The sequence below is a fragment of the Burkholderia sp. Bp9142 genome, assembly GCF_003853415.1.
GTDB lineage: Bacteria > Pseudomonadota > Gammaproteobacteria > Burkholderiales > Burkholderiaceae > Burkholderia.
The window spans coordinates 35,604-48,376 of the sequence record NZ_QTPP01000034.1; the positions used below are offsets into that span (position 1 = coordinate 35,604).

12 protein-coding genes are annotated in these 12,773 nt (G+C 68.6%); 11 read left to right on the forward strand and 1 reads right to left on the reverse strand.

The genetic code is table 11. The features are described from left to right. Positions 1–76: 76 nt before the first annotated feature. Together DIE22_RS28965 and DIE22_RS28970 are read left to right on the forward strand one after the other, a co-directional pair. Positions 77–232, forward strand: coding sequence for a DUF3309 family protein (locus DIE22_RS28965; protein ID WP_124500598.1), 156 nt, complete (start codon positions 77–79; stop codon positions 230–232). A gap of 409 nt (positions 233–641) precedes the next feature. Then, on the forward strand, positions 642–1,928 hold the full coding sequence (locus DIE22_RS28970) for an MFS transporter (protein ID WP_124606612.1): 1,287 nt from the start codon (positions 642–644) through the stop codon (positions 1,926–1,928). A 283-nt stretch (positions 1,929–2,211) separates the two neighbouring features. Here DIE22_RS28970 and DIE22_RS28980 read toward each other — a convergent pair whose 3' ends face one another. Then, positions 2,212–3,159: a LysR family transcriptional regulator gene (locus DIE22_RS28980; RefSeq protein ID WP_124606613.1), complete on the reverse strand. Its 948-nt coding sequence runs from the start codon at positions 3,157–3,159 to the stop codon at positions 2,212–2,214. A 155-nt stretch (positions 3,160–3,314) separates the two neighbouring features. Here DIE22_RS28980 and DIE22_RS28985 point away from each other — a divergent pair, with 155 nt between their 5' ends. From DIE22_RS28985 to DIE22_RS29025, 9 genes are all read left to right on the forward strand, one after another. Then, on the forward strand, positions 3,315–4,361 hold the full coding sequence (locus tag DIE22_RS28985) for a 4-hydroxythreonine-4-phosphate dehydrogenase PdxA (RefSeq protein ID WP_124606614.1): 1,047 nt from the start codon (positions 3,315–3,317) through the stop codon (positions 4,359–4,361). Positions 4,362–4,411: 50 nt separating this feature from the next. Then, positions 4,412–5,584: an L-rhamnonate dehydratase gene (locus tag DIE22_RS28990; protein ID WP_124500557.1), complete on the forward strand. Its 1,173-nt coding sequence runs from the start codon at positions 4,412–4,414 to the stop codon at positions 5,582–5,584. A gap of 8 nt (positions 5,585–5,592) precedes the next feature. Further along, positions 5,593–6,510 (forward strand): dihydrodipicolinate synthase family protein, encoded by a 918-nt coding sequence (locus tag DIE22_RS28995; RefSeq protein WP_124606615.1) that lies wholly within the window; start codon positions 5,593–5,595, stop codon positions 6,508–6,510. A 128-nt stretch (positions 6,511–6,638) separates the two neighbouring features. Beyond that, a complete protein-coding gene (locus DIE22_RS29000; protein ID WP_124606616.1) occupies positions 6,639–7,931 on the forward strand; it encodes an MFS transporter in 1,293 nt (430 codons plus the stop codon). Positions 7,932–7,983: 52 nt separating this feature from the next. Next, complete coding sequence (locus DIE22_RS29005) at positions 7,984–8,931, forward strand: YncE family protein (RefSeq protein ID WP_124500560.1); 948 nt, start codon at positions 7,984–7,986, stop codon at positions 8,929–8,931. Further along, the gene (locus tag DIE22_RS29010; protein ID WP_124500561.1) at positions 8,909–9,865 is read left to right on the forward strand and encodes an amidohydrolase family protein; all 957 of its coding nucleotides are present in this window, start codon (positions 8,909–8,911) and stop codon (positions 9,863–9,865) included. The genes DIE22_RS29005 and DIE22_RS29010 overlap by 23 nt, the downstream gene beginning before the upstream one ends. A gap of 72 nt (positions 9,866–9,937) precedes the next feature. Further along, entirely contained in the window at positions 9,938–10,960 is a 1,023-nt protein-coding gene (locus DIE22_RS29015; RefSeq protein ID WP_124606617.1) for a MerR family transcriptional regulator, read from the forward strand. Between the two features lie 288 nt (positions 10,961–11,248). Then, the gene (locus DIE22_RS29020) at positions 11,249–12,205 is read left to right on the forward strand and encodes a hypothetical protein (protein ID WP_124606635.1); all 957 of its coding nucleotides are present in this window, start codon (positions 11,249–11,251) and stop codon (positions 12,203–12,205) included. 64 nt (positions 12,206–12,269) lie between these two features. Beyond that, a complete protein-coding gene (locus DIE22_RS29025; RefSeq protein ID WP_124606618.1) occupies positions 12,270–12,719 on the forward strand; it encodes an N-acetyltransferase in 450 nt (149 codons plus the stop codon). The last annotated feature ends 54 nt before the right edge of the window (positions 12,720–12,773 follow it).

The window sequence follows — 12,773 nt, forward strand, 5'->3', positions numbered from 1 at the left end:
CCGACCGCCGTCCGCCAGCGGCACGGGAATTGCGCCAGCCGCCACCATCACGTCTAACACGTTCAGGAGGGGTGCGATGCTCGGGACCATTCTTATCATCGTTCTGATTCTGCTGCTGATCGGGGCATTTCCCTCATGGCCGCACAGCCGAAGCTGGGGCTACTGGCCATCGGGGACTGTCGGGATGATCGTCATCATCGTCGTCATCCTCGTGCTGCTGGGTCACATCTGAGACTGCCACGGCAAGGCCGGCCGCGACACACACGCCGGTCCGAACGGGGGTGCATGCGCGCCCTTCCTACCTTCCTACACACCCGACGCCCGGCGCCGGTCCGGCGACGGGCCCCGGCCTGCCGCCGTCGCGCCGTGATGCCTGCGCTCCCCGGCCGGCCCCGGTCCGCGCAGAGGCGGTACGCACGGTACGAAGCCAGGGCGCCTGCCATCCCGCCTCATCCCGCAACCACCCTTGGAAAACCCGCGCCTCACCCGATCCGGCGCCCGAACGCAGCGCAACCGAATCCCTCCGGTTATCAACTGATCCAAAAGATTCATTAGACGGTGCCGCCCCCGGCGCGCGATGCTGGCCCGGCCAGTGAACGCGGCGTCATTGCAACGCCGCGCACGAGAATGGAGTGAGACACATGCCCGCCGATCACCGTCAACGGCGCCATACGCTGTGGCTGCTGTGCGCGCTTTCGTTCATCCTCTACGTCGACCGCGTGAACCTCGCGACCGCGGCCGGCGCGATCAAGGCCGAGCTCGGCCTGTCGAACACCGAGCTCGGCATCGCGTTCTCCGCGTTCGCGTATTCGTACGCGATCTGCCAGATCGTCGGCGGCTGGATCGCCGACCGCTTCGGCGCCCGCATCACGCTGATCGGCTGCGGGCTGATCTGGGTCGCCTCGACGTTCATGACCGGGCTCGTGCACAGCCTCGCGCTGCTGTTCGCCGCGCGCCTGCTGCTCGGGATCGGCGAAGGCGCGACGCTGCCCGCGCAGGCCCGCGCGATCACGCACTGGTTCTCGCGCGAACGGCGCGGCGTCGTGCAGGGCTTCACGCATTCGTTCTCGCGGCTCGGCAACGCGGTCACGCCGCCGATCGTCGCCGCGCTGATGACGTGGCTGTCGTGGCGCGCGGCGTTCTTCGTGATCGGCGCGGTGACGCTGGTGTGGCTCGTGTGGTGGGTCGTCGGCTTTCGCGAGCACCCGCTCGGCGACGACGGCAACAACGGCCATGCGCGCACCGCTGCCGCCGCCCGCCCGGCACCGCCGTCCGGCCCGACGCCGTGGGGGCCGCTGTTCCGCCGGATGGCGCCGACGATCTTCGTGTACTTCTGCTACGGCTGGACCGCGTGGCTGTTCTTCACGTGGCTGCCGACGTTCTTCCTGAACGGCAAGGGCCTCGACCTGAAGTCGACCGCGCTGTTCGCATCCGGCGTGTTCTTCGCGGGCGTGGTCGGCGACACGCTCGGCGGCTGGCTGTGCGACCGCATCTACCGCAAGACCGGCAACCTCGCGCTGTCGCGCCAGAGCGTGATCGTCGCGAGCTTCGCCGGCGCACTCGCGTGCATGCTGCCGCTCGCGTTCGTGCATTCGACGGCCGGCATCGCGCTGTGCCTGTCCGGGTCGTTCCTGTGTCTCGAACTAACGATCGGACCGATCTGGGCCGTGCCGAGCGATATCGCGCCGACGCACACGGGCATCGCGAGCGGGATGATGAATGCCGGCTCGGCGATCTCGGGGATCCTGTCGCCGATCCTGTTCGGCTATCTCGTCGACCGTACCGGCAGCTGGACGGTGCCGTTCGTCGGGTCGGTCGCGATGCTCGTGATCGGCATCGTCGCCGCGCTGCGGATTCGGCCGGATCGCGCGTTGCCGGAATCGATGCCGTCGCTCGCCGAAGCGCCGGCCGCGCCGTCGGCTCGCTGAAGCCGTTCGGTTCGGGGTCGCCTGCCTCCCCCGTCTCGCCGGCGTCGCCGTCACGCTTCACTGCGTTCCGCGATGGTGGTGGCTCGGCTGGCTCGGCTGGCTCGGCTGGCTCGGCTGGCCCGGCTGGCCCGGCCGCCTCGGCTGGCGCGGCTGATTCGGCCGATGCGGCTTGTTCGGCGTGCTTGGCTGATTCGGCTGATTCGGCTGATTCGGCTGGTTCGGTCGCCTCGGCTGGCGCGGCTGGCGCGGCTGGCTCGGCCGCCTCGGCTGGCAAACCGCGCCGTTACGCGCCGCCGTCATCGCCCACCCCGTCCCGGTGAAACAGCGCGAGAAAGTGCTGCGCGGGAATGCTCAGCGGCCGGTCGCGCCGCACGAGGCTCCCGTACGACGGCAGCTTCTGGTCGAGCTCGTAGGCGAGGATCGCCACGAGCCCGTGCTCCGCGTTGCGCTGCGCGACCGTCAGCGGAATCACGCCGAGCATGTGCGAACGGTCGACCAGGTTCATCGTCGTCAGGATCGACCCCGTTTCGACGAGCCCGCGCGGCATCGGCTGGTGACGCGCGCGGAACTCGCGCTCGACGACCTCGCGCGCCGGGCTGCCGGCCGGCTGCAGGATCCACGTGTAGTCGAGCAGCGCGTCGAATTCGACCGGCCCGGCGCCCGCGAGCGGATGGCCGCGGCCCGCGATGATCGCGAGCGCCTCGTCGTCCACCACGCGGAAGTCGCAATCGGTGCCGACGTTGCGGCCGATCACCACCTCGAGCACGCCTTCGCGCAACTGCGGCATCAGCCGGTCGCTGGTATCGACCGCGATGTCGATCGCCAGCAGCGGATAGCGCGCCTTCAGCTGCACCAGCGCCTCGGTGAGCCGCCCCGGCGACGCCGCCATGATGCTGCCGATCGCGAGCCGCCCCGCGCTGCCGAGCTGCAGCTCGCCGAGCTCGCGATTGAGCGCCTCCACGCTGCCGCGGATCCCGCGGAAATAGCCGAGCACGCGCTCCCCCGCCGGGTTCAGCACGAGCCCGCGCCCGACGCGGTCGAACAGCCGCTGGCCGAGCGCGCTTTCCAGTTCGGCCAGCATCTTCGTCGCGGCCGGCTGCGTGAGGCCGAGCTGCGCGGCGGCCGCGCGCAGCGTCGAGCATTCATCCACCGCGAGCAGCAGCGCGATCTGCCGCATCCGCAGGCGGTTCAGCAATTGGGGAGTCGAGTCTCGTCGATCGATCGAGCCCATTCCGATTACTCCAGGTTATCGATTCATCAAGAGTTTTCAATTTACCGACTCATTCCGTCTACCTAGCATGAACCCCATAGACCAACGGCCACGCGCCGCCACCGGAGACACCGCTTGAACACGCAACCGCCTGCAGCCCGCCACGGAGACACCCCATGACGACCGCCGCCTCCCTGCCCGTCGTCGCGCTGACGCTCGGCGACCCCGCCGGCATCGGCGCCGAGCTGATCGCGAAACTGCTCGCGCGGCCCGACGCGACGTCCCGCGCGAACCTCGTGCTGATCGGCGACCGCTGGCTGTGGGAAGCCGGCCAGCGCGTCGCCGGCGTGACGGTCGACGTCGAGCCCGTCGCATCGCTCACCGCCGTGCGCGGCCGGCCGTCCACCGCGCGCGCCGCGTTCGTTGCGGTCGGCACGATCGATCCCGCGCAGGTCACCGTCGGCCAGCCCGGCGCGGCGGGCGGCCGCTCGACGCTGACCGTGCTCGACCAGTGCCTCGACGCCGCGCTCGCCGGCGACATCGACGCGATCTGCTTCGCGCCGCTGAACAAGTACGCGATGAAGCTCGGCGGGCTCAAGCACGACGACGAGCTGCACCACTTCGCCGCCGCGCTCGACGTGACCGGCTACTTCTGCGAATTCAACACGCTCGGCGAGCTGTGGACCGCGCGGATCTCGTCGCATATTCCACTGAAGGACGCGGCGGCCCAACTGAGTGTCGAGCGCATCGAACAGGCCTCCGAACTGATCTACCGGTCGCTGCTCGCGAACGGCGTCACGGCGCCGAAGGTCGCGATCGCCGCGTTCAACCCGCATGGCGGCGACGGCGGCAGCTGCGGCCGCGAGGAAGTCGACATCATCGAGCCGGCGGTACGCAAGCTGCAGTCGCGCGACTGGCCGACCGACACGCCGTTCCACGGCCCGTTCCCCGCCGACACGATCTTCCTGAAGGCGCAGGCCGGCGACTACCAGGCGATCGTCACGATGTACCACGACCAGGGGCAGATCGCGATCAAGCTGCTGGGCTTCTCGCGCGGCGTGACCGTGCAGGGCGGGCTGCCCGTGCCGATCACGACGCCCGCGCACGGCACCGCGTACGACATCGCGGGGCGCGGCAGCGCCGACGTCGGCGCGACCTGGCAGGCGCTGCAGATCGCGTGCCGGATGGGCGCCGCGCGCCGCACCCCCACCGTTTCGGCGTGACGCTCGCACGCCATCCACACACGACAACATCGATTCCTGGAGACACCATCATGAAGATCCGCTCCGTGCGCGCCCGCGTATTCCAGTGGAAAGGCAAGACCGTCCCGCCGCAGGGCAACTTCTGCTCGAACGCGATGGACCTGCTGTACGCGCCGCAGGAAACCATGAGCACGTTCCGCTTCCATTCGTGGACGGTCGTCGAAGTCGAGACCGACGACGGCATCGTCGGCCTCGGCAACGTCGCGCTCGCGCCGCACGTCGCGAAGGTGATCGTCGACCAGTACCTCGCGCCGCTCGTGATCGGCCAGGACCCGTGGGACTACGAGTACCTGAACCAGCGGATGTACCGCGCGACCCACGCCTGGGGCCGCAAGGGCATCGGCATGGCGGCGATCTCGGCGGTCGACATCGCGATCTGGGACATCCTCGGCAAGAGCGTCGGCAAGCCCGTGTTCAAGCTGCTCGGCGGCCGCACCAAGGAGAAGATCCCCTGCTACTACTCGAAGCTCTATCGCACCGACCTGAAAGAGATGCAGGACGAGGCGCAGCGCTATCTGAAGGAAGGTTTCCGCGCGTTCAAGATGCGCTTCGGCTACGGGCCCGCGCACGGGCAGCAGGGCGTGGTGGAGAACCTGAAGTCGGTCGCGGCGATCCGCGAGGTGATCGGCTACGACAACGACCTGATGCTCGAGTGCTACATGGGCTGGAACCTCGAGTACGCGAAGCGCATCCTGCCGAAGCTCGAGAAATACCAGCCGCGCTGGCTCGAGGAGCCGGTGATCGCCGACGACATCGACGGCTACGCGGAGCTGAACCAGCTCACGCGCATCCCGATCTCCGGCGGCGAGCACGAGTTCTCGCTGTACGGGTTCAAGCAGCTGCTGGACCGCAAGGCCGTGTCGGTCGTGCAGTACGACACGAACCGCGTCGGCGGGATCACGATGGCGCACAAGATCAACGCGCTGTGCGAGGCGTACAGCGTGCCGGTGATTCCGCATGCGGGCCAGATGCACAACTATCACCTGACGATGAGCACGCTCGCGTCGCCGATGAGCGAATACTTCCCGATGTTCGACGTCGAGGTCGGCAACGAGCTGTTCTATTACATCTTCGACGGCGAGCCGGTGGCCGAGAACGGCTTCCTGCAACTGCGCGACGACGTGCCGGGCCTCGGTCTCACGCTGAAGACCGAGTTCCTCGACCAGTTCGACATCGTCGAGTGAGGACGGCCATGAACGCACGCTACCAGGGCGTCTTTCCGGTCGCGCCGACGATCTTCGACGCGCACGGCGCGCTCGACCTCGACGGCCAGCGCCGCTGCCTCGACTTCATGATCGACGCGGGTTCGCACGGCATCTGCATCCACGCGAACTACTCGGAGCAGTTCGCGCTCGGCGACGACGAACGCGACCTCATCACGCGCACGACGCTCGAGCACGTCGCCGGCCGCGTGCCGGTGATCGTCACGACGTCGCACTTCAGCGCGCGGATCTGCGCGGAACGCAACCGCCGCGCGCAGGCGCTCGGCGCCGCGATGGTGATGGTGATGCCGCCGTATCACGGCGCGACGTTCCGCGTGCCCGAGGCGTCGATCCGCGCGTTCTTCCGCGAGGTCGCCGACGGCCTCGACATTCCGCTGATGATCCAGGACGCGCCCGCGAGCGGCGTCGCGCTGCCTGCAGCGTTGCTCGCGACGCTCGCGCGCGAGATCGACGCCGTGTCGTACTTCAAGATCGAGACGCCCGGCGCCGCGTCGAAGCTGCGCGAGCTGATCGCGCTCGGCGGCGACGCGATCGAAGGGCCGTGGGACGGCGAGGAAGGCATCACGCTGCTCGCCGATCTCGATGCCGGCGCGACCGGCGCGATGACGGGCGGCGGCTATCCGGACGGGATTCGCCGGATCACCGACGCCTATTTCGCCGGCCGCCGCGACGAAGCGTGCGAGCAGTACGCGCGCTGGCTGCCGCTGATCAACTACGAAAACCGCCAGTCGGGCTTCCTGACCGCGAAGGCGCTGATGAAGGCAGGCGGCGTGATCGCGTGCGACAAGCCGCGCGCGCCGTGGCCCGAACTGCACCCGCAGGTGCGCGCGGGCCTGCTCGACGCGGCGCGGCGGCTCGATCCGCTCGTGCTGCGCTGGGGGCGCTAGACATCGGATGCACGCGCGACGCGAAAGGCGTTGCGCGTCGGCGGCCGGCACCTGCCGGCTCGCCAAGGCAAGACGGCGGCCCATCAGAAGGCCGCCGCGGCCGACTAACCAAACTGGATGGAGACACCATGAACCTGTTGAACCCGGCCACCCCGGCCTATGAAGCCGGCGAAGCCATTCCGCGCCGCCGCTGGCTGCGCGTGATTCCGCCGCTGCTGCTCGCCTGCATCATTTCGTACATGGACCGCGTGAACATCGCGTTCGCGATGCCGGGCGGGATGAACGCCGATCTCGGCATGGACGCGACGATGGCCGGCCTCGCCGGCGGCATCTTCTTCTTCGGCTACCTGTTCCTGCAGATCCCCGGCGGCCGGCGCGCGGCGCGCGGCAGCGGCAAGACCTTCATCGCCTGGTCGCTCGTGAGCTGGGCCGTGCTGTCGGTGCTGACCGGGCTCGTCACGCATACGTGGCAGTTGCTGACGCTGCGCTTCATGCTCGGCGTGGCCGAGGGCGGGATGCTGCCCGTCGTGCTGACGATGGTCAGCCACTGGTTTCCCGACCGCGAACGCGGCCGCGCGAACGCGATGGTCATCATGTTCGTGCCGCTCGCCGGCATGATCACCGCGCCGCTGTCCGGCTTCATCCTCGCCGCGTACGACTGGCGTCACCTGTTTTACAGCGCCGGCGCGCTGTCGCTGCTGTGCCTGTTCGCGTGGCTGATGTTCGCCGACGACAGCCCGGAAACCGCGCGCTGGGTGTCGCCGCGCGAGAAGGCGTACATCCTCGCCGCGCTGCGCGAGGAACAGGCGCGCAAGCAGGCCGCCGGCACGCCGGCCGCCGCGTCGTTCGGCGCGATGCTGCGCAACCCGACGATCTGGCTGCTGATCGCGATCAACTTCTGCTATCAGGTCGGCATCTACGGCTATACGATGTGGTTGCCGACGCTGCTGAAGAACCTCACGCACGGCGGGATGGGCAAGGTCGGCCTGCTCGCGATGCTGCCGTATGTCGCGATGATGATCGGGATGTTCGCCACGTCGTATTTGTCTGACCGGACCGGCAAGCGCCGCCTGTTCGTGCTGCTGCCGCTCGTCGGGTTCGCCGCATGCCTCGCGCTGTCGGTGCTCACGCATGCGTCGATGATCGTGTCGTTCGCGTTCCTGATCGGCTGCGGCTTCTTCCTGCAGGCAGCGGCCGGCGTGTTCTGGGCGATTCCGCCGAAGCTGTGCAGCGTCGAGACGGCCGGCAGCGCACGCGGCCTGATCAACGCGCTCGGCAACCTCGGCGGCTTCTGCGGCCCGTATGCGGTCGGCGTGCTGACCCAGCACGTGAGCGCGGCCGCCGGCGTGTACAGCCTCGCCGTCACGCTCGCGGTGGCCGGCCTGCTCGCACTGACGCTGCCGACGCGCTGCGAAGACTGACGCGCACCGACATCGACGCGCGGACACGCCAACGAAACAACGGAGACACACCATGAACGACATCTTGTTGCTGGTGCAGAAATGCGCCCATACCTTCAGCTTCTACGACCTCGAAACGAAAGCCGCGCTCAAGCACGTCGTGCTGCCGAACTTCCCGCACGAGTTCACCGTCGACGTGAACAATCGCTTCGCTTACGTCGGCATCTTCGGGATCGAGACCGCGTGGTCGCGCGGCCATGACGGCGATCACCGGATCGCCGAGATCGACCTCGTCGAGCGCACGCACACGCGGATGCTCGACCTGTGGCCGTACTACCGGCCGCACGGGATGGCGAGCGACCGCGACGGCCGGCTGTACGCGATGAGCGAGGCGCACGACATGCTGCTCGTGTTCGACGAGCCGACCCGGCAGGCCGTGCCGAACATGGCCGTGCCGTCCGGCGGCGTGAAGACCCACCTCGTGACGCTCACGCGCGATGCGAGCCGCGCCTACGGCGTGCACCTGCTGTCGAACACGGTCACGCAGTTCCATCCGCGGGACGCGACCGTCGCGCCGCGCGCGGTGATGCCCGGCCCGCGCCCCGAAGGCAATGCGCTGTCGAGCGACGAGCGCACGCTGTTCGTCGCGAATCGCGGCGACGACACGCTCGTCGAGATCGACACCGGCACGATGACCTGCGGCCGCCGCGTGAAGACGCGCAGCGATCCGAACCGCATCTACCGCACCAGCGCGCCGGACGGCCGCGACCTGCTGCTGCTGACCAATTCAGGCGAGCGGTCGATCTCGGTGTTCGATGCTCGACAGCTGGAAGAGATCGAACGCGTCGCGCTGCCCGCGAACCCGACCGCGCTGTCGTTCCATCCGTCGCGGCGCGTCGCGTACGTGTCGTTCCAGGACGACTACGTGCGCGAGCTCGATCTCGATGCGTGGCGATTCGTCGGCGCATTGCCGACGCTGCGCGAACCGGATGCGTCGTATGTGCTCGCCGGCACGCGCTGAACGGCACGCCGACGCGCCACCGCCGGACGCGATGCCGGCCGCGCTCGTCGACGCGCATCACCACCTGTGGCGGCTCGGCGCCGGTGCGCACTACCCGTGGCTGCAGGAACGGTACGACCCGGCGCACTTCATGTTCGGCGACTACGCGGCGCTGTGCCGCGATTTCGGCGCGGACGACTACCGGCACGCCGCGCAACGCGCACCGATCGTCGCGAGCGTGCACGTCGAGGCCGAACGGGCACGCGACGAAGCGCTCGCGGAAACGCGCTGGCTGCACGAGGTCGCGGCCGCGCACGGGCTGCCGTCGGCGGTCGTCGCGTGGGTCGACCTGCTGGCCGGCGATGCGCACGAGCGGCTCGCCGAACAGGCCGCGTGGCCGCGCGTGCGCGGCGTGCGGTTCAAGCCGCGCACCGCTGCGTCGCCGGATGCGGCCGTCGACGGGCCGGGCACGCTGCACGATCCGCGCTGGCCGGCCGCGCTGGAACGCCTGGCCGCGCATGGCCTCAGCTGGGATCTGCGCGTGCCGTTCTGGCATCTCGGCGACGCGGCCGCGCTGCTGGCCGATGCGCCCGAAGTCGACGTCGTGCTCGAACACGCGGGGCTGCCGTGGGATCGCTCGGCAGCGGGGCTCGCGCGCTGGCGCAGCGGCATGCAAGCACTGGCCGCCTCGCCGCGCGTGACCGTGAAGATCTCCGAACTCGGCTTGCGCGATGCGGTGTGGAACGAGGCGGACAACGCGCGGATCATCCGCGACACGATCGCGATATTCGGGTGGCAGCGCTGCCTGTTCGCGAGCAACTTTCCGGTGGCGGGGTTGCGTGTATCGTATCCCGCGCTGCTGCGTACGTTTGCCCGTGCGATGGCGGACCTCGGCGATGCGGCGCGTCAGGCAATCTGGCACGACAATGCAATGCGCGTGTACCGGATTTCGTGAACGGGCTTGACCCGGCCCTTGGGGTCGCCTTTATGCTGGGTGTCACGAATCGACAGCAGACAGGGGTGACGCATGGGCAGGTCCACGCTTCGCTTGAGCGCGTCGGCGGCGGCCGCGCGGCTCGGCGTATCGGTCAAGGCGCTGCGGCTCTACGAGCGGCACGGTCTCGTCGCGCCGGAACGAACGCCGGCGGGTTATCGCGTCTACGACCCTGACGACCTCGCACGCGCGGCCGACGTCGTCGCGCTGCGCGCGCTTGGCCTGAGCCTCGCGCAGGTCGCGAACGTGCTCGATGGCGACCCGTGCAGTCTGGATGAGGCGCTGGCCTCTCACGAAGCGGCGCTCGACCACGGGATTCAGGATCTCGTCCGCAAGCTCGACAGGGTGCGCGCGATCCGCGCCGGCCTTGCGCGCAGCCGGATGCCGGCCGACGGGGAACTGACGCGGCTGCTCGGCGACAGTGGAGCCGGCGTCGCGTTCAACCTGCCATGGCCGTGGGGCGGCGAGTGGTTCGAGTTCCGCGACATCCGCCCGTTGAACTACATCATCGGTTCGCTGGGAAGCGGCAAGACGCGACTGGCGATGCGGCTCGCCGATGCACTGCCCGGCGCGGTATTCGTGGGGCTCGACCGGCTGGAAAGCGATGGTGTCGCCGCATCGGCCGCGCTGCGCGCCGATCCGTCGTTGAGCGCGCGTGTCGAGCGCACGACGGCATCGCACGCCGACGCCGGTGCGACACACTCACCGGCGCTGACTGCACTGCTTGCCTGCCTCGAGTCGAATGGCCCGCGCGCACTGGTCGTGGACATGATCGAACAGGATCTCGACCGGCCCACGCAACAGGCATTGATCGCGTGGCTGCGTGCACGCGCCGCCGCAGGGGCGCGGCCGCTGTTCCTGATGACGCGTTCGTCGGCGATCCTCGATCTGTCAGCAGTCGGGCCGGATGAAGCGATCATCCTGTGCCCGGCGAATCACAGTCCGCCTTCCCGTGTGGCGCCCTACCGTGGTGCGCCCGGATACGAAGCCGTGGCCATGTGCCTGGCGTCGCCCGAGATCCGCGAGCGTGCCGCCCGACGACCGGAAACGATGTGATTCGCTGCGCGGCCCGACCCGCCGGCACGGCGGGGACGCGTGCGCTCCCGCGCGGATAGGGCCGCGTCTCCCGCAGGAAACCGGCCGCGCACCGACTGGTCAGGCCTGCCTCGCGTACCGTACAAGTCCCAAGCAATTCGACGCTTTTCGGACATCGTCAGGATACCTGACGCAGCCGCCCTGGCCGGATGGCCAAAATCGCCCGCTGCCGGTCGATCGTGCTTAACATGCAAGGTATCCGAAAGAAATCATTTCCGGTATCGTCCACGCCTGCAGCCACTATTTCGCATGACCACACGCAATGAAAACCGTACCGGCCGGGCCGATATCGGCCCCTTCGACGACATGAGCCAGTTTCGCGTCACTTATGACGGTCCCGCACTCGAATCTTCCGAAATGGACGTGCGCGAACTCGCGCCCGCGCTGCTTGCGATCGGGGATTTGCTGGAGGCATCGACACGGGCACTGTGCGGCGATCTGGTTCGACCGCAGGTGAACGTGCGCGGCAGCTTCAAGACCGGCAGCTTCGGCATCGACTTCACGCTCGCGACCTCGCTTCTCGGCCGCATGCGCGACATCCTGAGCGGCAACGAAAGCACGGCGCTGGCCAACGCGGTCACGATCCTGACCGCGCTCGGCATCGTCGCGCCCAAAGCGAGGACAGGTCTCTTCGCCGTCCTCAAGTGGCTGCGTGGGCGCGAGATCCAGCGGGTGCAGATGCAGGGCCACACGGCGTTGCTGCACGTGGACGGCGAGCAACTCGAGATCGACCTCGCCGTCCTCACCCTGCTGCGCGACGTCGGCGTCCGACAGGCAACCGAGCAAGCGCTTGCGCCGCTCGCACGCGAAGGCATCGTGATGTTCGCCACCGGCACCGACACGGAGGTGTTCGAGACGGTCACCCGCAACGAGATCGCATGGTTTCACGCGCCCGGGCAAGCCGACGCGCTCATTCTCGACGAACATCGAAGGATGGCGTTCTCGATCGTGTCGCTCGCGTTCAAGGACGACAACAAGTGGCGGCTGTACGACGGCGCGTCGACGATTCACGCGGCGATCACGGATGCCGGCTTCCTGTCGCGCGTGAGCAACAGCCGGATCAGTTTCAGCAAGGGTGACGTGCTCGTCTGCAATGTCCGTATGCAGCAGTGGCAAACCCCGGACGGAGCGAAAACCGAATACGAAGTCACGGATGTCCTCGAGCATCGCCCGGCCGGGCGGCAGATTCCGTTGCCGGGCCTTTGACCTGCGTCGTGAATGCTGGAATCATCGGTGTCGAAGCTCGCCCGCGAGCGCCTCCACATCGATCATGAAACCGGCGATCCGCCTGCGTCCCGCGTCCCCGTCCGACCTGCCCTTTCTGCTGACGCTGCGCCAACTCACGATGACCGAGCATCTGCGACGCGTCGGCGCCCCCACCGACGACGAAGCGCACCACCGGCGCATCGCGGCGCACTTCGAAGATGCGATGATCGTCTGCGAAGGTGCGAACGCCGACGCCCACTCGATCGGCCTGCTGAAGGTGACACGCGCCGCCACTGAATGGCACGTCCACCAGATCCAGATCCACCCGTCGCGACAGGGACAAGGCATCGGCGAAGCCGTGCTGCACGAACTGCTGGTCGAAGCCGCACGCGAGCCCGTATCCGTATCGCTCAGCGTGCTGCACGGCAACCCGGCGCGGCGCCTCTACGAGCGGCTCGGGTTCCGGCTGCTGTCCGAAACGGACAGCAGCGCGAACCTGCTATGGTACGCGTGACGTAGCGCAGCCCGGCCAACCGCTCACGTGGCGCGCCGGATGCCGCCCACGCGG